This is a genomic window from Alphaproteobacteria bacterium (genome assembly GCA_019635875.1).
Classification (GTDB): Bacteria; Pseudomonadota; Alphaproteobacteria; order Reyranellales; family Reyranellaceae; genus JAFAZJ01.
The window spans coordinates 158592-178054 of record JAHBYP010000007.1 but is presented as its reverse complement, the minus strand read 5'-3'; the positions used below and the strand labels follow the sequence as shown (position 1 = coordinate 178054).

Annotated in this window: 17 protein-coding genes; 6 read left to right on the top strand and 11 right to left on the bottom strand. The window is 69.0% G+C overall.

Annotation, left to right across the window (positions count from 1 at the left end):
- Positions 1 to 2: 2 nt before the first annotated feature.
- Together KF889_23380 and KF889_23375 are read right to left on the bottom strand one after the other, a co-directional pair.
- Complete coding sequence (locus KF889_23380) at positions 3 to 860, bottom strand: branched-chain amino acid ABC transporter permease (GenBank protein ID MBX3502396.1); 858 nt, start codon at positions 858 to 860, stop codon at positions 3 to 5.
- 66 nt (positions 861 to 926) lie between these two features.
- Positions 927 to 2075, bottom strand: coding sequence for a substrate-binding domain-containing protein (locus KF889_23375; GenBank protein MBX3502395.1), 1149 nt, complete (start codon positions 2073 to 2075; stop codon positions 927 to 929).
- A 107-nt stretch (positions 2076 to 2182) separates the two neighbouring features.
- On the opposite strand from KF889_23375, the gene KF889_23370 reads away from it, so the two are divergent.
- Positions 2183 to 2623 carry a MarR family transcriptional regulator gene (locus tag KF889_23370; GenBank protein MBX3502394.1) on the top strand — a complete coding sequence of 147 codons (441 nt, stop codon included), beginning with the start codon at positions 2183 to 2185 and terminating at the stop codon, positions 2621 to 2623.
- 30 nt (positions 2624 to 2653) lie between these two features.
- Here the strand turns inward: KF889_23370 and xdhB are convergent, their stop codons facing one another.
- Both xdhB and xdhA read right to left on the bottom strand, forming a co-directional pair.
- Positions 2654 to 4960, bottom strand: coding sequence for a xanthine dehydrogenase molybdopterin binding subunit (gene xdhB, locus KF889_23365; protein ID MBX3502393.1), 2307 nt, complete (start codon positions 4958 to 4960; stop codon positions 2654 to 2656).
- On the bottom strand, positions 4957 to 6357 hold the full coding sequence (gene xdhA, locus KF889_23360; protein ID MBX3502392.1) for a xanthine dehydrogenase small subunit: 1401 nt from the start codon (positions 6355 to 6357) through the stop codon (positions 4957 to 4959). Before xdhA ends, xdhB begins: the two co-directional genes overlap by 4 nt.
- 66 nt (positions 6358 to 6423) lie before the next feature.
- Between xdhA and KF889_23355 the strand changes: the two genes are divergently transcribed.
- Together KF889_23355 and KF889_23350 are read left to right on the top strand one after the other, a co-directional pair.
- Entirely contained in the window at positions 6424 to 7851 is a 1428-nt protein-coding gene (locus KF889_23355) for a hypothetical protein (GenBank protein MBX3502391.1), read from the top strand.
- Between the two features lie 158 nt (positions 7852 to 8009).
- Positions 8010 to 9182 carry an acyl-CoA dehydrogenase family protein gene (locus tag KF889_23350; protein ID MBX3502390.1) on the top strand — a complete coding sequence of 391 codons (1173 nt, stop codon included), beginning with the start codon at positions 8010 to 8012 and terminating at the stop codon, positions 9180 to 9182.
- A gap of 45 nt (positions 9183 to 9227) precedes the next feature.
- Here the strand turns inward: KF889_23350 and KF889_23345 are convergent, their stop codons facing one another.
- Both KF889_23345 and gndA read right to left on the bottom strand, forming a co-directional pair.
- Positions 9228 to 9725 (bottom strand): gluconokinase, encoded by a 498-nt coding sequence (locus KF889_23345; protein MBX3502389.1) that lies wholly within the window; start codon positions 9723 to 9725, stop codon positions 9228 to 9230.
- On the bottom strand, positions 9722 to 11152 hold the full coding sequence (gndA, locus tag KF889_23340) for an NADP-dependent phosphogluconate dehydrogenase (protein ID MBX3502388.1): 1431 nt from the start codon (positions 11150 to 11152) through the stop codon (positions 9722 to 9724). Before gndA ends, KF889_23345 begins: the two co-directional genes overlap by 4 nt.
- 89 nt (positions 11153 to 11241) lie before the next feature.
- Here gndA and KF889_23335 point away from each other — a divergent pair, with 89 nt between their 5' ends.
- Complete coding sequence (locus tag KF889_23335) at positions 11242 to 12039, top strand: aspartate dehydrogenase (protein ID MBX3502387.1); 798 nt, start codon at positions 11242 to 11244, stop codon at positions 12037 to 12039.
- A gap of 85 nt (positions 12040 to 12124) precedes the next feature.
- Here the strand turns inward: KF889_23335 and KF889_23330 are convergent, their stop codons facing one another.
- A complete protein-coding gene (locus KF889_23330; GenBank protein MBX3502386.1) occupies positions 12125 to 14305 on the bottom strand; it encodes an LPS-assembly protein LptD in 2181 nt (726 codons plus the stop codon).
- Between the two features lie 182 nt (positions 14306 to 14487).
- Entirely contained in the window at positions 14488 to 15666 is a 1179-nt protein-coding gene (locus KF889_23325) for a mandelate racemase/muconate lactonizing enzyme family protein (protein MBX3502385.1), read from the bottom strand.
- A gap of 65 nt (positions 15667 to 15731) precedes the next feature.
- Here KF889_23325 and KF889_23320 point away from each other — a divergent pair, with 65 nt between their 5' ends.
- Together KF889_23320 and KF889_23315 are read left to right on the top strand one after the other, a co-directional pair.
- Positions 15732 to 16892 carry an NADH:flavin oxidoreductase/NADH oxidase gene (locus KF889_23320; GenBank protein ID MBX3502384.1) on the top strand — a complete coding sequence of 387 codons (1161 nt, stop codon included), beginning with the start codon at positions 15732 to 15734 and terminating at the stop codon, positions 16890 to 16892.
- A 13-nt stretch (positions 16893 to 16905) separates the two neighbouring features.
- A complete protein-coding gene (locus KF889_23315) occupies positions 16906 to 18036 on the top strand; it encodes an LLM class flavin-dependent oxidoreductase (GenBank protein ID MBX3502383.1) in 1131 nt (376 codons plus the stop codon).
- 84 nt (positions 18037 to 18120) lie between these two features.
- On the opposite strand, the gene KF889_23310 is transcribed toward KF889_23315, so the two are convergent.
- The 3 genes from KF889_23310 to KF889_23300 are packed head-to-tail and all read right to left on the bottom strand — an operon-like array spanning position 18121 to position 19460.
- Positions 18121 to 18531: a hypothetical protein gene (locus KF889_23310; GenBank protein ID MBX3502382.1), complete on the bottom strand. Its 411-nt coding sequence runs from the start codon at positions 18529 to 18531 to the stop codon at positions 18121 to 18123.
- Positions 18532 to 18540: 9 nt separating this feature from the next.
- Positions 18541 to 19053 carry a hypothetical protein gene (locus KF889_23305; protein ID MBX3502381.1) on the bottom strand — a complete coding sequence of 171 codons (513 nt, stop codon included), beginning with the start codon at positions 19051 to 19053 and terminating at the stop codon, positions 18541 to 18543.
- 38 nt (positions 19054 to 19091) lie between these two features.
- Complete coding sequence (locus tag KF889_23300) at positions 19092 to 19460, bottom strand: VOC family protein (protein MBX3502380.1); 369 nt, start codon at positions 19458 to 19460, stop codon at positions 19092 to 19094.
- Positions 19461 to 19463: the final 3 nt, after the last annotated feature.

Genomic DNA, 19463 nt, shown 5'->3' with positions numbered 1-19463 from the left:
GACTAGAGTCTCCCCTGCGTGATGAAGCCCTGCGGGCGAAACTTCACGAACGCCAGCGCAAGCACGAAGACGAGCGGATCGGCGAGCACGGGGATAACAATCCACGGCAAGCCTGCTGCGGTGGTGCCGATGACGGCCGCGCCCAGCACGGGTCCTTCGAAGGTGCCGACGCCGCCCAGCATCACTGACAGGAAGGCCTGCACCAGGAAGCGTGTGCCGATGTCGGCAGAGAGCTGGTAGAGCGGCACGATCAACGCGCCGGCCAACCCCGCCAGCGCCGCGCCGAAGGCGAAGGTCGCGGCGTAGAGCTTCGTGGTCGAGATGCCGCTGGCACGCGCCAGCATCGGGTTCTCGAGCGAGCCGCGGACCTGCAGGCCGATCGAGGTGCGGGCGAGGAACAGCCAGGTACCGGCGATCACCAGCAGCGTGACGACGACGATCACGGTGCGCCAGATCGAAAAGTCGAGACCGAACATGGTGAAGGCGCCGGGCAACGGCTCGGTCACCGACTTGTAGTGACCGCCCAGCAGGCCGCGCACGATCTCGCGGATGACCAGGCCGATGGCGTAGGTGCCGAGCATGGCGATGATCGGCGCGGCATAGAATCGCCGGATCACCCCGCGTTCGAGCACCAGCCCGATGAACCCCAGCACGATGGGCGCGGCGAGGATGCCGGCCCAAGCGGGCAGCCCGTTGCTCTCGAACACGAACACAGTGTAGGCGCCGAGCATCACGAACTCGCCGTGGGCGAAGTTGAAGATGCCCATCATGCTGGCGATGACGCCGAGCCCGAGCACGATCAGCACCATCACCGAGGTGAACGCCAGCAGGTCGAACGCGAGCTTGATACCGGTATCCATCGACGTACTTGAACGGGAAATCTTTTCCCTTTCAAGTATTATTTTGCGATGCAGCAGATCGAGCCATCAGAAGCGCTCGCGCAGCCGGAAGTCGAAGCCGTCGGCCTCGGCGAAGAAGATCGGCATCTCCATGCGGCCGCGCCGCATGCCGACCTCGCCACGCCCGCCGCGATAGACGAGTCCGTCCGCCGCGCGCGTCAGTGCCACCACATCGCTGCCTGCGGCGCGCCGCATCACGGCATCGAGGAAGTGCAGGCCCTCGTAGTTGGATTGCGCCGTGGCGCCGGGGATCGGCGCGGTGGCGCCATAGGCGTCGTGATAGAGGCCCTGGAAATGCTCGCCGGCGGCGCTGCGGTGGCGCTCGAAATAGCCCGAGGCGGCAAACAGGTTCTCGGTGTTCTCGGCGCCGACGCCCAGCAGCACGGTCTCGTCGACGCAATTGGCCAGCCGCAGCATGTGGCGCGACAGGCGGTGCTCGCCGAAGGCACGGTTGAAGACGATGCCGTCGACGCCGATCAGCGAGATGAACACGACATCCGGCCGGGCGCGGCGGATGCGCTCGAAATGCGGCGTGTGGTCGTGCTCGCCCAGCGCCACGAAATCCTCGCCGACGATCTCGCCGCCGGCCTCGGCGATATAACGCTTCACCGCGCGATGCGACAGCCAGGGCCACACATAGTCGCTGCCGATCAGGTACCAGCGCCGCGCGTTCTTGCGCTCTGCCAGCCAGTGGATCGCCGGCCGCGCCTGCCGCGCCGGCGTCTCACCGATGGCCAGCACGCCGGGCATGCGCTCGCCGCCCTCGTAGATCGGCGTGTAGACATAGGGGATGCGCCCCGCCACCGCGCGGCGCACCGCCAGGCGTACGGCGCTGATGTGGCAGCCCATGATGACGTCGGCATCGTCGTCGTCGATCAGCCGTGCCGCCTCGAGTGCAACCTCTTCGGGCGCACCGCCGGCGTCATGGACGGACAGCTCGATCTCGCGACCGCGGATGCCGCCGCGCCGGTTGATCTCGCACGCCGCCAGTGCCGCACTATTGACCGATGCGATGCCCCAGATTCCTGACGGCCCGGACAGTGCCTGAAAATGCGCCACCCGCAGCTTGGCCGGCGACCGGCGGCGCAGGCCGTCGCCGATGCCGGGGTCTGTGGGAAAGAGCATGGACATGGGTGGCCGGGTGCGCAGAGCACCGCAAGGATCCTGGCGCATCATCATGGCGATGACCCTCCGGCTAGCGTTTTACTCCACGGATTAACCATTGAAACTTCAATATTTGCCGGCCATATAAAGCGGCCATTGGTGAAATCAGGGCCCGTCTTTTGTCCGACTCTACCGCCAACCCTCCGATCTCCGGCCATCTGGCCTACCTGCTTGCCCAAGCCAATCGCGAGATCAACCGGCAGCTCGAGGCGCGATTGAGCGTCGAGGGCGTGCCGGTCGAACGCTGGCGCATCCTCAAGGTGCTGTCCAACGGCAACGGCAAGTCGATGGGCGAGCTGGCCGACGCCGTGCTGCTCAATCATCCGACCCTGACCAAGATCATCGACCGCATGGCGGCCGACGCGCTGGTCTATCGCATCTCCGACCCGCACGACCGGCGCAAGGTACTGATCTTCAGCTCCGATCGCGGCAAGGCGCTGGCGCGCCGGCTCGACCCGCTGGTGCAAAGCCAGGAGGAGCACATCGCCGGCAGCTACGGCGACGCGGCGACGAGCGAGCTCAAGCGGCTGCTCGAAACCCTGATCCAACGCACCGGCTGATGGTTTCATCGCGCTGATCCGCAGCAAGTTTCAAGCCAGAGCCGCGCGATCGCGCCGCACGCGCTGCACCGCCATCAGGATGCGCTCAGGCGTCGCTGGCGCATCGAGCTCGACGTCGACCGTGTGATAGGCGACGGAGGCGATGGCATCCTTCAACGCAGTCCATACCGCGGTGGCCAGCATCAGGGGCGGCTCGCCCACGGCCTTCGACCGGAAGATGGTGTCCTCGCGCGACGGCGCGTTCTCGAGGATGCGTGCGTTGAAGATCGGCGGCACATCGCGGCTGCCGGGGATCTTGTAGGTCGACGGTCCCCTGGTGCGCAGCCGGCCCTCCTGGTCCCACCACAGTTCCTCGCAGGTCAGCCAGCCCATGCCCTGCACGAAGGCGCCCTCGATCTGGCCGAGATCGATCGCCGGATTGAGCGAGCGGCCGCAATCCTGCACCAGGTCGGCGCGCAGCACGCGGCTCTCGCCGGTCAGCGTGTCGATCGCCACCTCGGCGACCGCCGCGCCGAAGGAGAAATAGAAGAACGGCCGGCCCTTCAGCGCCACCGGATCCCAGTGGATCTTCGGCGTGCGATAGAAGCCGGTCGACGACAGCGAGATGCGCCCAAGATGCGCCAGCCGCGCCAGCTCGCCGAACTCGACGACGCGATTGGCGCCGGGCGGGCCGAGATGCACGAGGTTGTCGCGGAAGCTCACCAACTCCGCCGGCACGTCGAAATGCGCGGCCGCGAACGCGCTCAGGCGCTGCTTGATAGTGCTCGCCGCCTCGAAGGCCGCCCAGCCGTTGAGGTCGGAGCCGGTCGAGGCCGCTGTCGGCGACGTGTTGGGCACCTCGCCGGTCGACGTCGCGGTGACACGGATGCGATCGAGATCGACCTGGAAGACCTCGGCCACGACCTGTGCCACCTTCACGAACAGGCCCTGCCCCATCTCGGTGCCGCCATGGTTCAGGCGGATCGAGCCGTCGCTGTAAACGTGTACCAGCGCGCCCGCCTGGTTCATGCTCGGCACGTTGAAGGAAATGCCGAACTTCAGCGGGAACATGCCCAGCCCGCGGCGCAGCGGCCCGCCCTGCCGGTTGAAGGCGTCGATCTCGGCGCGCCGTGCCTGCCAGTCCGACTCGCGCGTGACCTGCTCGATGCAGGCGCGGATGCGGTTGTCCTCGATCTTCTGGCCGTACGGCGTCTCGTCGTTGCCGCCCTCGCCATAGAAGTTCGCCGCGCGCACCTGCTCGGGCGTACGACCCAGCACGCGCGCGATACGCAGGATCGCGTCTTCCATCGGCAGCACGCCCTGCGGCCCGCCGAAGCCGCGAAAGGCGGTGTTCGACACGGTGTTGGTCTTGCACGGGTGCCCGACTGCGCGCAGATGCGGGATCCAATAGGCGTTGTCGATATGCGTCAGCGCCCGCACCAGCACGCCCGGCGTCATATCGAGCGAGTGGCCACCATTGGCCGCCAGCAGTGCGTCGAGCGCAAGCACGCGGCCCTCGTCGTCAAAGCCGACCTCGTAGCGAAAGAGAAAGCCGTGCCGCTTGCCCGTCGCCACCATATCGTCGCCGCGCGGCAGGCGTAACTTCACCGGCCGGTTGGTGCGCTGCGCCAGCAGGGCGGCGATCGCCGCAACCCAGGAGGCATTGCTCTCCTTGCCGCCGAAGGCGCCGCCCATGCGACGCACCGCGACCGTGACCTGGTTGAAGTCGAGGCCCAGCACGCGGCTGACGACGTGCTGCACCTCCGTGGGATGCTGGGTCGAGGACTGCACCACGAGGTCGCCATCCTCGCTCGGCGTGGCGATGGCGATCTGGCCCTCGAGGTAGAAATGCTCCTGCCCGCCGCAGCGCAGCTCGCCCTTCAGCCGGTGCGGCGCGGCGGCCATCGCGCGCTCCACATCGCCGCGTGACAGCGTCGACGGTGGATAAAGCAACGAGCCCTTCTCCAGCGCCGCGTCGATCGAGAGGATCGCCGGCAGGCTGTCGATATCGAGGGCGACCTTGCGCGCCGCCGACCGGGCGACATCGAGGCTGGTCGCCACCACGGCGGCAATGGGCTGGCCGACGTGCTCGACCACCCCGTCCGCCAGCATCGCCTCGCCCTTCGCGACATTGGCGCCCGGCACGTCGGCGGCAACGACGATATCGAGAACGCCGTCCATGGCCCGGGCCACGCCGAAATCCACCCGCCCGAGCCGGCCATGCGCCACCGGGCTCAGCACCAGGGCGGCGTGCAGCATGCCGACGGGCTCCGGCTGGTCGTCGATGTAGATCGCCTCGCCGGTCGTGTGCTTCAGCGCACTGTCGTGGCGCTCGGCGCTATGCACGCCGCCCTTCATAGCGCGTCGAGCTCCACCGCGACGCCGGCCGAGCGCAGGTACAGCCGGCGCAGCAGGTTGCCGGCAACCGCCAGCCGGTAGGAAGCGGTCGCGCGCCAGTCGTCCAGCGGCCTGAAATCGTCGGCCAGCGCCCGGGCTGCGCTTTCGATCGTCGCCTCGCTCCACGGCGCGCCGGTCAGCGCCGCCTCGGCATGCGGCGCGCGTGCCGGCGTCGCGGCCATGCCGCCATAGGCCAGGCGCGCGCTGCGGACGACGCCATCGGCCACGCGCAGCCTGTAGGCGCCGAGCACGGCGGAAATGTCCTGGTCGCGGCGCTTGGAAACCTTGTCGACGTGGAAGACCTCGTCGGCGGCCGGCAGATTCATGTCGATCGAGACGATGACCTCGTCGGGCGCCAGCGCCGTCCTGCGGTAGCCGAGGAAGAAGTCGTCGATGCCGACCGCGCGGCGGCCGCGCACCGACGCCAGGTGCACCGTCGCGCCCAGCGCCAGCAGCACCGGTGGCGTGTCGCCGATCGGCGAGGCGGTGCCGAGATTGCCGCCGATCGTGCCCATCGACCGGATCTGCCGCGAGCCCAGGCGGCGGATCATCCCGGCGAACGGCCTGCTATGGCTTTCTATGGTCGGCAGGACCTGCCGATAGGTCGCGGCCGCGCCGATCTCCAGGCGATCTGCGTGCTCCTTCAGGCCGTTGAGTTCCGGCACGCCGCAGATGTGGATGAGCCGCGCTGGAACCTCGCGGTCATGGCTGATCCGCACACCGAGATCGGTACCGCCGGCCAGCAGCCAGGCATCGGGGTGCTCGGCGCGCAGCCACAGCAGCTCGGAGAGCGTCCGCGGCGCATGCAGGATGCTGGCACCGTCGAACTGGCGGGACTCCGTGTCGGGCGGGTCGATTTCCATGGTTTGCCATGGGTCCGCCGAATGCGCACAGCGTGCCACCGCCTCGACGATCGGCCGGTAGCCGGTGCAGCGGCACAGATTGCCGGCCAGCGCGTCGTGAATCAGCTCGGGCGTCGGCGCCTCGCCGCCGCAGGCGAAGGCCACGGCGCTCATCACGATGCCGGGCGTGCAGAAGCCGCATTGCGTGCCGTCGCTTTCGGCCAGGGCGCGCTGCACCGGATGCGGCGCGCCGTCGGCGCCGCACAGCCCCTCGACGGTGCGGATGGCGCGGCCATGCATCTGGCCGACCAGGGCGAGGCAGGCGTTGACCGGCAGGCGCGCCTCGGCCGTCTCCAGCAGCACGGTGCAGGCGCCGCAATCGCCCTCGGCACAGCCTTCCTTGGTGCCGGTGAGCCGGGCCGGGCCGCGCAGCCAGTCGAGCAGGGTCATGGCCGGCGACACGCCATCGAGGCGCCGTCGTTCGCCATTGAGCACGATCTCGATGGGCCCGCTCATGCGATCGACCCTAGCACGCGGTTGACAGGTGGTCCCGCCGCGCCGACATGGCACAATCGAGTCCGCATGGCGCCACGCAAGAGCCGTTCCACTACTTCAGTCACGCTGGCCAACCTCGAACGGTTGGGCGCGGCGCGACTGGCCGCGCTGCTGATGGACCAGGGCAGGCGCGACCGCGCCTTCCGTGAGCGCCTGGCGCTGGCAATCGCCGCCGAGGCCGGCGCCGAGGAACTGGCCGAGCAGATCGAGCGCCGCCTGATCGGGCTGTCGCACCTGTCGCGCCGCTCCCGCCTGGGCGAGGCGCGCGCACGCGAGGTCGGCGACGAGATCGGTGCGCTGCGCGAGATCATCGTCGGGGACGTCGCCCCCGCCCTGCCCGGCCGCGCCATCGACCTGCTGCGCCGCTTCATCGCCATGGGCCCGACGGTTCTCGGCCTCGTCGGCACCACGGAGGGCCTCGCCGCCGTCTTCGACCGGGCCGAGGACGACCTGTCCGGGTTATGGGCGAAACATCCGGCGCGCGACATCAACGAGGTGGTCGAGTGGGTCATCGGCCGCATCGAACAGGAGCAGGAGCGCGCGATGAACATCAACCCCTACGAGCGCGCATTGGGCGAGGACGGCCTGCGGCTGCTGGCCGATCGCATCGGCGCGGCGTTCGGCGCGCTGCCGCGCGAGGCGGTGGGCCAGCGCTGGGCGCACACCATCGGCCGTCACTACGACGCGCGCGTGCGCGCCATGGTGCTGCGCCAGATCCTGCGTCAGATCGCCGATGCGCTGGGCGATGTCGACGCGCTGATCGCCGTCGAAAGCGAGTTCCATCCCACCGAGATCGACGCGCCGGCGATCGCCCGACGCCTGCTCGCCGCCGGCCGCGCCGGGGACGCGCTCAGCTGGCTCGACAACCCGCGCTTCGAGCGCGCCACGCGCAACGCCACCGCGCTCAGGCTGGAGACGCTGGAGGCGCTGGGTCGCCGCGACGACGCCCAGGCGCTGCGGCTCTTGACCTTCGAGCGCACGCTCGAGGTGCCGCTGCTGCGCGACTATCTCAAGCGCCTGCCCGACTTCACCGATGCCGACGCCGAAAAGCGCATCGTGGCGCAGGTCGCGCAACACCGCTCGGCCGGCGAGGCGCTGGCCTTCCTGGTTACCTGGCCGGCGCTCGATGCCGCGGCGGCGCTGGTCGATTCGCGCCTGGCCGAGCTGAAGCCGGTGCCGCCCGATGCGCTGCTCGACGCCGCGACGCGCCTGCGCGAAAGCCATCCCGCGCAGGCCGTGGCGCTGATCCGTGCCGCCGCGCCCACCATCCTGGACAGCGGCTTCGCCCATCACTACGCCGCACTGGCCCGAGCCATGGTCGAGGTCCGCGATCTTCCGCCGGCAACCGATGGCGAGACGCATGACGGCTGGGTCGACGAGCTGCGCCTGCGCTACCCCCGCCGCGACGCCTTCTGGTCGCGCTTCCGCGAACTGGATCGGACAACCTCCGCTTAGTCCTACCTTCCCCGGGAGGGGGAGGGTGCCCGAAGGGCGGAAGGGGGATGCCTCAACTCGCTCGGTGTCCGCCTTCGGCATCCCCCATCCGGCGCTTCGCGCCACCTTCCCCCTCCGGGGGAAGGCAACTATGAGGGGGTCTCAAGGAGATCCCGCACATGATCGATTTCGCCTTTACCGATCGCGACCGCGAACTGCAGGAGCGCTCGCGCGCGTTCATCCGCGATTCGATCATCCCGCGCGAGAAGGATCCCCGGCAGTCGCCGCACGGCCCCAGCGACGAGCTCAGACGCGAGCTCAATGCGCTGGCGCGCCAGGCCGGGCTGCTGTCGCCGCAATGCTCGGCGGAATATGGCGGGCTGGGCCTGACCCATCGCGAGCGCGCCATCGTCTTCGAGGAGGCGGGTTACTCGCTGCTCGGCCCGATCGCCATGCACTGCATGGCGCCCGACGAGGGCAACATGCACATGCTCGAGGCGGTGGCCACCGAGGCGCACAAGCAGCGCTGGCTCAAACCGCTGGCCAATGGCGACATCCGCTCCTGCTTCGCCATGACCGAGCCGCCGCCCGGCGCCGGCTCCGATCCCTCGGCGATGAGCACCACGGCGGTGCCGGACGGCGATCACTTCGTGATCAACGGCACCAAGTGGCTGATCACCGGCGCCGACGGCGCCGGCGTGATCATCATCATGGCGCGCACCCTGATCGACGGCGCAGACAAGGGCGCCACCATGTTCATGGCCGACCTGCCCAACAAGGCGATCGTCACCGAGCGGGTGATCGACACCATCGAGGAGTCGATGACCGGCGGCCACGCCGTGATCCGCTTCGAGAATCTGCGCGTGCACAGGGACGACGTGATGGGCGAGGTCGGCCGCGGCTTCCGCTACGCCCAGGTGCGCCTGGCGCCGGCGCGGCTGACGCACTGCATGCGCTGGCTGGGCGCGGCGCGGCGCGCGCACGACATCGCGGTGGAGTACGCGAATCGCCGCAAGGCCTTCGGCAAGACATTGATCGAGCACGAGGGCGTCGGCTTCCAGCTCGCCGACAACCTGATCGACCTGCACATGGCGCGGCTGGCGATCTGGCATTGCGCCTGGGTGCTCGATCAGGGCCGCGACGCGCGCTTCGAGTCGAGCGTATCCAAGGTCGCGGTGTCCGAGGCGCTGTTCCGCGTCGCCGACCGCTGCGTGCAGGTGCTGGGCGGGCTGGGCGTCACCGGCGACACGCCGGTCGAACGCATCTTCCGCGAGATCCGCGCCTTCCGCATCTACGACGGCCCGTCGGAAGTCCACCGCTGGAGCCTGGCGCGCGGGTTGGCGAGCCGCTGATGTCATCCCGAGCGTAGCGATCTACGGCTTTGCCTGGATCCCTCGCTACGCTCGGGATGACAGCCTGTGGAGCGCCCTTGCCGCGATGGTTTCGGCCGGCGCGTCGATGCCGATGGTGATCGCCTCGTCGTCGCCCGGCGGTTCGAGGGCGGCGAACTGGCTGTCGAGCAGGGTCGGCGGCATGTAGTGGCCCTTGCGCGCCGCCAGCCGCGAGGCGATCAGCGCCTTCTCGCCGGCGAGATGGATGAAGCGCACCTCGCCGCCGCTGCGCAGCACGTCGCGATAGCGGCGCTTCAGCGCCGAGCAGGCGAGCACGACGGTTTCGCCCTTCGTGTTCCAGTCGCCGATCGCCGCCGCCATCGCCGCCAGCCAGGGCGCGCGATCGTCGTCGTCGAGCGGCTGGCCGCTGCGCATCTTCTCGACGTTCTGTGGCGGATGAAACGAGTCACCTTCGGCGTATTGCGCACCCAGTGTTTCGGCGATCAGCTTGCCGACCGTCGACTTGCCGCAGCCGGACACGCCCATCACGACGTAGACAGTCATCCCTTGTGTTCGTCGCCGGCGTAGGGCGCCCACTCGGCGTGATGACGGCCCGGCTTGTCGAGACGGGTGAAGCCGTGCTGGCCAAAGACATCGCGCTGGGCGGCGATCATGTCGGCCCACAGCCGGCCGGTACGCAAGGCGTCGACATAGGAGAGCGACGAGGCGAAGGCCGGCACCGGCACGCCATGGGCGATCGCCGTCACCACCACCTGGCGCCACGAGGCGTCGCCGGCGCTGACCATGCGCCACAACGCCGGCGCGCGCAGCAGATTGGTGCCCGCAGGCAGGCTGGCACAGGCCTCGGCGATCGGCTCGAGCAGCTCGGAGCGCACGATGCAGCCGCCGCGCCAGACCCGCGCCACGGTGGCGAGATGGATGCCCCAGCCCTCCTCCTGGTCGGCCGCGCGCATCAGCGCGAAGCCCTGCGCCAGCACGGCGATGTTGGCCGCCAGCAGTGCGCGGCCCAGGGCGGCGGTCAGCGCCATGCGGTCGCCGGCAAAGGCCATGGTCGGCGGGCCGAGCGCGGTCTCGTTGGCGAGGCGATCGCTCTTCAGCGCCGAGAGGCAGCGCGCGTGCACCGCCTCGGCCAGGGTCGGCGCGGCCACGCCATAGGCCAGCGCAGCATTGGCGGTCCACTGGCCGGTGCCCTTCTGCTCGGCGGTGTCGACGATGCGCTCGATCATCGGCGCGCCGCTGTCGGGGTCGCGCGTGTCGAGCACCTGCACGGCGCATTCCATCAGGAAGGACGACAGCTCGCCCTCGGCCCAGCGTGCGAAGATGGTGCGCGCCTCGCCGTGGCTCATGCCGACCATGCGGCGCAGCAGATGCCAGGTCTCGGCGATCAGCTGCATGTGGGCGTATTCGATGCCGTTGTGTACGGCCTTGACGAAATGGCCGGCCGCGCCCGACCCGACGCGCGCGAAGCAGGCCGAGCCGTCGGGCGCCTCCGCGGCAATCGCCTCGAACAGCGGCGCCACGGAGGCGACGGCGGCGGTCTCGCCGCCGGCCATGATCGCCGGGCCCTTGAGCGCGCCTTCGGCGCCGCCGGAGACGCCGAAGCCCAGCACGTGCACACCCTGGCGCGCGAGCTCGATCTGCCGGCGCTGGGTGTCGCGATAGAAGGAGTTGCCGCCGTCGATGACGATGTCGCCGGCGCCGAGGTGGGGATGCAGCGCCTCGAGCGCGTCGTCGACCGGCTGGCCGGCGGGCACCATCAGCATGATGCTGCGCGGTGCCGGCAGCGCGGCGATCAGGCCGGCGATATCATCGGCGCCGACGGCGCCATCGCCGATGTCCTTGGCCAGCGGCGCGGCCACGCCTTGGGCGGTGTCGAATAGCGCAAGCCGCGCACCGTTGCGGGCGAGGTTACGCGCGAGATTGGCGCCCATGACGCCGAGGCCCATCAGGCCCAATGCCGACGATCGCATGGAAGCCGTGATAGCGTGTGGAAGACGGCTCGGTAAAGCCTTCGCCGCTACCTTCCCCCGGGGGAAGGCAATGAAAAGAGGACCACCTTATGCTGCGTCTCGGACTGATCGGGTATGGCGCCATCGGCCTGCATGTGCGCGAGGCGATGGCGGCCGGGCGCATCGAGGGCGTCGAGTTGCGCGCCGCTATGGTGCGCCGGCCGCGCCAGGAGATCACCAGCCGGCCCGACATCACGCACGATCCCGACCGCTTCTTCGACTACGCCATGGACGTCGTGGTCGAGTGTGCCGGCCACGACGCGGTACGGAACCATGCCGAGCGCGTGCTGGAGAACGGCATGGACCTGCTGGTGACCTCGGTCGGCGCCTTCACCGACACCGTGCTGTACGAGCGCGTGCTGGCGGCGGCGCGGCACAACGGCAAGCGGCTGATCCTGCCCTCCGCCGGCATTGGCGCCATCGACATCCTCTCGGCCGCGGCGGTGGGCGGGCTCGATTCGGTGACGGTGACGGTGCGCAAGGATCCCTCGGCGTGGAGGGGCACGGCGGCGCAGGATCTCGTCGACCTCGATTCGCTGACCCAGCCGCATGTCGTGTTCGACGGGCCGGTGCGCGAGGGCGCGCGGCTCTATCCGCAGAATGTCAACATCTCCGCCGCCGTGGCGCTGGCCGGCATCGGCCTGGACCGCACGCGCGTGGTGATCGTCGCCGATCCGACCATCGCCACGCATGTCGTCGAGGTCGAGGCCGCCGGCGCCTTCGGCCGCTTCAGGTTCATGGAGGACGTCGCCGTCAGCGCCGAGAACCGCAAGACCGGCCGCATCGTCGCCATGGCGCTGGTCAAGACGGTGCGCCAGCTCGCCTCGACGCTGGTGGTGGGGGCGTGAGGCAGTTCTGTCATCCCGAGCGGCGCGAGGGATCTTTTGTCGGCGGAAGGATCCCCGCGCTGCGCTCGGGATGACAGCTTCGCTGTCAGTTCGTCTGGAAGCTCAGGGTTGTGAGCTGCTTGAAGGTCACCTGCACGAGCACGCGCGCGGCGGCTTCGGTGCCGATGCCGGCGAAGTAGATGCCGCGCTGGCCCAGCACGCGGATCAGGAAGCATTCGTCCTCGTAGGTGATCCCGGCCTGGTAGTCGGTGAAGTTGCGACGCGTGATGTCGAAGCGCATGCCCGCCTCGATCGTCCAGTACTCGCCGATCGGGGCACGCATGTAGGCGATGACGGAGTCGCGCGGCGGCGGCACGCCGGGATAACGGCCAAGCGGGCTGGCCGGGCCCTCATGCGCATAGCCCACCGTCAGACTGGCATCGCGACCGAAGAGACGATGGCGCAAGGTCGGCGCGACATAGGCCTGCACGACGCCAAGATCGCGCGCGTCGAAGCGGCCGTACATGTCGAGCGACAGCGGATAGCCGAAATCGCCGCGCACGCCCACGACCCAGTCGGAGGCCTTGTCGCCGGGCGCGCGCAGTCGGCCGCCGAAATTGTCGGTGCCCAGGAGATAGCGCAGCTGGCCAGCCTCGACCGTCAGCGATTCGCCCGACGCGAAGCCCAGTGTGGAGCGCAAGCCGTAGACCACGCGCAGGCCGCTTTCGCGCCGATCGAAGCCGGTGTGGCGGCCCAGCGAGAAGATCGAGCTGAAATCCATCTCCAGGCTGCGCGAATCCTCGTTCAGGGTCGGCCGCGTGCCGGCGATCCTGCCCGAGCCGATCAGCAGCGCCCTGGGCTCGATGACCCACGAGCCGCTCGTGCCCACCGGCGCGACGAAGGGATATGACCACTCGAGCCAGCCGGTCGCGTCGCCCGATCCCCAGCTGCGCGCGACCGTCGGCAGTCCGTTCGACAGCGGGTCGACGATATCCGCCGGTCCCGATGTGGTGCGATCGAGCCGGCCCATGAGCTGCCCGCCGAAGCCCACGACCTGGCCGCCGCCGATCAGCGCGCGGCGCTGCCACTCCACCGTCTGGATCGCGCTGCTGGTCGAGGGCCCGTGCTCGCGCAGCGTCTGGCGCAGAAGCGTGCGCGTCTCCAGCGTGCCGCCCAGCACCAGCAGCGGGATGCGCTGATGCGCGAGCGCGTGGAATCCGGCGTTGGGCACGTGACCGGCGAAGCCGTCGAAGTGCAGGTCCTGGTAGTGCGCGGCGCGGAACTGAAGGAAGGACTGCGCGGCGAAACGTTCGACCGCCGCCACCGAGCGGCTGGAGGCGGCGCGGTCGATGCCGAAATCCTCGTGGAAGGCACGGTCGCCGGAGTAGTCGGCGTCGGCCAGCGCGCGCCAGTTGTCGTCGATGTCCCAGCGCAGCGCACCGCGCAGCAGGTAGCGCAGCCGGCCGCCGTCGTAGGCGAATCGTGGCCGCAGCGAGACGTCGAAGGTGTCGCCACGCTTGCGCGCCTCGACGTCGAACATCGGACGCGCCGGACGCTGGACATAGAGCCGCGGGCGCAGCGAGAGATCGGCGCTGTCGCCGAAGGCGATGAAGTATTGCGGCTGGGCGTAGAACCCGCGCGACACGCTGCGGCCGACATCGAACGACACCAGGCCGCTGCGTCGGCGCACATCGGGCGCCGGATGGGTGAAATACGGCGTGTAGAGCACCGGGACGCCGAAGATCTCCATCGCCGCGTTGCTGTAGATGAAATCCTTCGAGGCATCGTCGACCACGACGCGGCGCGCCGTGATGCGCCATATCGGCGGACGTTCGGGATTCCTCGCGCATTCCTCGCAGGGCGTGGCCTGGGCGTGCTGCAGGGTGAACTGGCGGCCTTCCTTCGTGCTCAGCCGGCCATCGCTGGCGCGCACCCGCCAGCTGCGCCTGAGCACCATGCGGATGTCGCGCCCGGCGCCGTCGGTGAAGGCGGCGTCGACATCGACCTCGGCGAAGAACACCACGTCGCCATTGTCCTCGACCACCGCGACGTTGCCGACGGCGCGCAGCCTGTCGCTGGCGGAGTCATAGATGACCTCGTCAGCCATGATCGAGCGTGTCCCGCGGCGCACTTCGACCAGGCCGCGCGCGATCAGCCGGCGGCCGCCCGCCTCGCGGATCACCTCGTTGGCCAGCACCAGCGTCTCACCGCCGCCGCGCGTGGCCGCCGTCTGGGCCTGCGCCGCGGCGCTCCACACGACGAGGAGAACGATCAGGACCACGATCACGTAAAGCCGCCGAAGCTCACTCCTTTTCCCCCGAGGGGGAAAGTGGCGCGCGCAGCGCGACGGAAGGGGGATGTTGAAGACAGACTCCTGCGTTCGGCTTCGACATCCCCCTTCCGCCCTTCGGGCACCTTCCCCCTCCGGGGGAAGGAAAGGCGGCAGACGCACGACGGTTGCGATTCTTGTCAACCGACGCGCGCGGGATGGGCGCGCACTGCGTCTTCGTTGACGTCGGCGCCCCAGCCGGGCCGCGTCGGCACGATCAGCTCGCCGTTCTCGATCACCGGCGGGTGGGTCACGAGATCGTCCTTCCACGGCACGTCGTCGATGTCGATCTCCATCACCCGGAAGTTCGGGATGGCGGCACAGAAATGCGCGCTCATCAGGCTCGACATGTGGCCGTAGAAATTGTGCGGCGCGCAGTTGATCTCGTAGGCCTCGGCCATGGCCGCGATCTTCACCGACTCGAGCAGCCCGTTCCACGGCACGTCGACGATGGCGACGTCCATCGAGCGGTTCTCGAGGAACGGACGGAAGCCGCGGCGGCCGAACAGCGACTCGCAGGAGGCGACCGGCATGTTGGCCTTGCGGCGGATATAGGCGAGTCCCTCGGGATCGTAGCTGTCGATCTCCAGCCAGAAGAGATTGTACGGCTCGACCTCGCGCGCCACCTTCACGTAGCCCTCGGTCTTGAAGTTGAAGTTGGTGTCGAGAAGGATGCCCATCTCCTTGCCGGCGCCCTGGCGGAAGGCGCCCAGCCCGTCATGGATCGCGCCCAGGATGCGGTTGTCGACATTGAGCTCGGGCCAGCCGGGATTTCGCCCGAAGCCGGGCTGGTGCATGTAGGGCTTGTCGCGGTCGAACATGAAGATGTTGGTCTTCAGCGCCCTGAAGCCGCGCTCCTTCACCTGCCTGCCGAGCGTCACCAGGTCGTCGTAGCCGCGGATCGGTTCCAGGCCCATGACCTCCGACTGGTTCAGCCGGTAGCTGCCGCAATGCGACCAGTAGAGCGGCAGGCGATCGCGCACCGGGCCGCCGAACAGGGCGTAGACGGGGATGCCCAGCGCCTTGGCCTTGACGTCGAGCAGCGCGTTCTCGATCGCCGCGATCGCCTGGGCGTTCACGCCGCCAGGCGCTTGACGTGTAATGGCGTAGAGCTGCGAGGAGATGCGCTCGACCGGTCGCGGATCCTGGCCGATCAGATGATGCCCCAGGCGATGGATCACCGCGGTGAGACCGCCGCTGCCGTAGCTCTCGTTGTACTCCGACCAGCCGACGATGCCCTCGTCCGTGGTGACCTTCAGGAACGAGAAGGTGCGCCAGCCCGCGTTGCAGTGCAGATCCTCGATGGCGATGATGCGCATGGCCGCCCCTCCCGCTTCCGTCGGCGGCAGCCTAGTATGATCGGCGCATGCGTTCACCCCTGGAGATGCCGTCCGTGTCCACGCCTGAGTCCCGGCCGCTGCTGTTCACGCCACTGACCATCAGGGGCGTCACCCTGCCCAACCGCGTGGTGATCTCGCCGATGGTGCAGTACCACGCCAGGGACGGGCTCGCGAACGACTTCCACGTCGTGCATCTGGGCGGCTTCGCGCGCGGTCGCGCCGGCCTGGTGTTCACCGAAGGCACCGCGGTCGAGCCGATCGGCCGGGTGACGCAGCACGACACCGGCATCTGGAACGATCAGCAGGTCGCCGCATTCCGGCGCGTCGTCGACTTCATCCACGCCGAGGGCGCGAAGGCCGCGCTGCAGCTGGCGCATTCCGGCCGCAAGGGCTCGATGCAGCCGGTGCCCGAGGGCAACGGTCCGCTCAACGAGGCGGATTTCGCCAAGGGCCGCCGCGCCTGGGAGGTGGTCGGGCCGACCACCGAGCCGGTGGCGCCGGGCTGGCTGATCCCGCGCGCACTGTCGGCGGCCGATATCGGCAACATCGTCGAGGCCTTCGCGCAGGGCGCCAGGCGCGGCGACGCCGCCGGCTTCGATGTCGCGGAGATCCACGGCGCGCACGGTTACCTGATCGCCTCCTTCCTCTCGCCGGTCAGCAACACGCGTAACGACGGCTATGGCGGCGACCGCGCCGGGCGCATGCGCATCGCGCTCGAGATCACCCACGCGGTGCGCACCGCCTGGCCGCGGCACAAGCCGCTGTTCTTCCGCGTCTCCTCGCTCGATGGCGCCGATGGCTGGAACCTCGACGACACGGTGGCGCTGTCGCAGGCGCTGAAGGCGCTGGGCGTCGATGTCGTCGACTGCTCATCGGGCGGGCTCACCAACACGGCCACCGCGCAGCCGATCCCGCGTCACCCCGGCTTCCAGGTGCCGTTCGCCTCGGCGGTGCGCAACAAAGGCGGCGTGAAGTCGATGGCGGTGGGCCTGATCCTCGACGGCAAGCAGGCCGAGGCGGTGCTCCAGGAAGGCCACGCCGACCTGGTCGCGATCGGTCGACAGGCGCTCTACGATCCGTTCTGGGCGCTGCACGCGGCGCAGGAGCTGGGCTGCGATCCCGCCTTCGCGATGTGGCCGCAGGAATACGGCTGGTGGCTCGACAAGCGGACTAGGTCGCTGGTGCTGCCCAAGGCGGCCGAATAGGGAGGCGCTTGCCATGAAGTTCAGCCTGTTCATGTACTGCACGGTCGGCCGGCGGCACGAACTGGAGGCCGGCATGGCCGGGCGCAGGCCCGAGCTCTACCAGCGCATGCTCGACGAGATCGCCGAGTACGCGCGCTTCGCCGACGACGCCGGCTATTTCGGCTTCGGCCACCCCGAGCATCACCTGCAGATCGAGGGTTTCGAGATCTCCAACGATCCGCGCCTGATGGGCATGTGGCTGGGCCAGCACACCAGGCGGCTGCGTGTCATCACCTGCGGCTTCGTCTCGACCACGCACAACCCGCTGCGCGTGGCCGAGGACATCGCCACCATGGACAACATGCTGGGCGGACGCTTCGGCGTCGGCCTGGTGCGCGGCTACCAGGCGCGCTGGGTCGAGAACTTCAAGGTGCGCGACGACCTCAACGCCGTGGGACCCTGGAACAAGGACTCGCCGGCCGACGCGGCCAACCGCGAGTACTTCTCGGAGTTCGTCGACGTCGTCGTCAAGGCGCTGACCCACGACACCTTCCGGCACCGGGGCAAGTACTGGAGCTTTCCGCCCGAGGGCTTCGTCAATCCGCATCCGCACGGCGTCTATACCGAGTTTGGCCAGGGCGTGGCCGCCGACATGAAGGTCGACGAGATCGGCATCGCGCCGCGTCCGCTGCAAAGCCCACACCCGCCGCTCTATGGCGGCTTCGCCGCCTCGATGCGCACGGCGCTGTTCTGGGCGCGCTATGGCGGGCGGCCGATCGTGCTGACCGACAATATCGACTTCTTCTCCGGCCTCTGCGAAGGCTACACGCGCGAGGCCGAGAAGCACGGCCGCACGGTGAAGAACGGCCACCAGGCCGCGTGGGGCGGCGTATTCATCTGCGCGCCGACCGATGCGCAGGCCAAGGAATGGCTCGAGGACATGCTGTGGTTCTGGAACCGCTGGGCGATCCCCTTCGGCCAGGGCGTGCCCGAACTGCTGGTCGGCTCGCCCGACACCATCGCGCGGCGCATCGAGGCGGTGCACAAGCGCGTACCGATCGACGAGTGCGTGCTCCTGATGCCGCAGGGCCTGCACGACCGCGACCGCATCCTGCAGTCGCTCGAGCTGATGGCGACCAAGGTGATGCCGAGATTCGCGGAGTAACGCACCGCTGTCATTCCGAGCGCAGCGAGGAATCCAGACGGGTGCCTGGATCCCCCTCGCTTCGCTCGGGATGACAAGCGGTGATCAATTGCACATGGAATATTCGTCGCCATCGACGACGAGGATCGGGTAGCCGCTGGAATTGCGATAGGCGTCGAGCTTGTGCGGCTGCCAGTTCGCGCCGTCCTGCGACAGCAGCAGCATCGCGTTCTGCACCCGCCAGTAGTACTGCTCGCCGCCCTGCGAGCCGCCGGCATAGGTGCCGCCCGGGCCGGAGGAGTAGACCTCGCGGCCGCTGCGCACGGTCAGGATGCCGTCGCTGCCGAACTGGCCGCGCCGCGTCGAGGTGGTGCCGGCCGTCGAGCTGTAGCGGAAATGGCACCACGGGCTGCTCATCAGGAACTGGCTGATCTCGGCGTCGGTATAGGCCCGCGCCGGCGACGGATCGCAGATCGTCAGGAAACAGAAGGCGAGGACGAACGCGATGCGGCGCATGACGGCCTCCTATAGCTTGCCGAAGGACACGCCGCGCCACGTCCAGCCCGATGCGGCGACCGCGTCCTGCAGCGGCTTCTTGATCTCCGAGGTGGCGAATTTGTACTGGTAGACCTGTCCGAGGCCGCCCTGTTCGGTGAAGGCGTAGGCCGTGCCGAACTCGATCGACGTCGTCTGGCCGCGAAAGGCCGATGCGGCAACCGACAGCGAGGGGATGCCGGCGCGCCATTCGACCGACCATTCCTGGTCGACGGCGCGCACCTCGCGCTTGTCCGCGTCCAGCCGCATCAGCACCTTGAACACCTTGGTCAGGCCGGCCTTGGCGAAGATCTCGTACCAGGCGGCATCGACGATGCGCCATTCCGCCACCAGATCCACCTTCTCCGGCGCGCCGTCGCGCACGACGAACGGCGCGGTCGGCCGGTTGACCGCGAGGATCGCGGCATGGACCTCCGCCGGCGTCCTGGCGATGACACCCGCGGGCGGCTTCTTCGTGCCCGTCAGCCAGTCGAACAGGCCCATTTCGACCTCCCCTGTCCAGTCGGCGCACTTGCCCTCGACTACTTCCCCGACTCATTCACACCCATGCCATAGGTGATCTGGTTGCCGTCGGGATCGATCACGTCGAAGTCGCGCATGCCGTACGGATAGGTCTCGGGCGGCTTCGGGATGTCGGCGCCGCGCGCCTTCAGCTCCTCGTAGACCGCATCGACATCGCGCACGAAGACGCACAGGCCCGCCTGGCCCGGCTGGCGCCTGGTCTGCGCCGCCGAGAGCAGATGCAGCTGCACCTCGTCGCGACACAGGCAGACGTAGTAGGGCGGCGTGCCCCACTCGAAGGTGATGGTGAAGCCCAGCACGTCGCGGAAGTAGTCGCGGCTGGCAGCGATGTCGCGCACGGCAAAAACGGTCGCGGCGCCGACCAGCATGGA

Bases quoted from the DNA above. Each gene is read 5' to 3' on its own strand.
- KF889_23380 (MBX3502396.1), bottom strand. From the start codon at position 860: ATGGATACCGGTATCAAGCTCGCGTTCGACCTGCTGGCGTTCACCTCG.
- KF889_23375 (MBX3502395.1), bottom strand. From the start codon at position 2,075: ATGATGCGCCAGGATCCTTGCGGTGCTCTGCGCACCCGGCCACCCATG.
- xdhB (MBX3502393.1), bottom strand. From the start codon at position 4,960: ATGAAGGGCGGCGTGCATAGCGCCGAGCGCCACGACAGTGCGCTGAAG.
- xdhA (MBX3502392.1), bottom strand. From the start codon at position 6,357: ATGAGCGGGCCCATCGAGATCGTGCTCAATGGCGAACGACGGCGCCTC.
- KF889_23355 (MBX3502391.1), top strand. From the start codon at position 6,424: ATGGCGCCACGCAAGAGCCGTTCCACTACTTCAGTCACGCTGGCCAAC.
- KF889_23350 (MBX3502390.1), top strand. From the start codon at position 8,010: ATGATCGATTTCGCCTTTACCGATCGCGACCGCGAACTGCAGGAGCGC.
- KF889_23345 (MBX3502389.1), bottom strand. From the start codon at position 9,725: ATGACTGTCTACGTCGTGATGGGCGTGTCCGGCTGCGGCAAGTCGACG.
- gndA (MBX3502388.1), bottom strand. From the start codon at position 11,152: ATGCGATCGTCGGCATTGGGCCTGATGGGCCTCGGCGTCATGGGCGCC.
- KF889_23335 (MBX3502387.1), top strand. From the start codon at position 11,242: ATGCTGCGTCTCGGACTGATCGGGTATGGCGCCATCGGCCTGCATGTG.
- KF889_23325 (MBX3502385.1), bottom strand. From the start codon at position 15,666: ATGCGCATCATCGCCATCGAGGATCTGCACTGCAACGCGGGCTGGCGC.
- KF889_23320 (MBX3502384.1), top strand. From the start codon at position 15,732: ATGCCGTCCGTGTCCACGCCTGAGTCCCGGCCGCTGCTGTTCACGCCA.
- KF889_23315 (MBX3502383.1), top strand. From the start codon at position 16,906: ATGAAGTTCAGCCTGTTCATGTACTGCACGGTCGGCCGGCGGCACGAA.
- KF889_23310 (MBX3502382.1), bottom strand. From the start codon at position 18,531: ATGCGCCGCATCGCGTTCGTCCTCGCCTTCTGTTTCCTGACGATCTGC.
- KF889_23305 (MBX3502381.1), bottom strand. From the start codon at position 19,053: ATGGGCCTGTTCGACTGGCTGACGGGCACGAAGAAGCCGCCCGCGGGT.
- KF889_23300 (MBX3502380.1), bottom strand. From the start codon at position 19,460: ATGCTGGTCGGCGCCGCGACCGTTTTTGCCGTGCGCGACATCGCTGCC.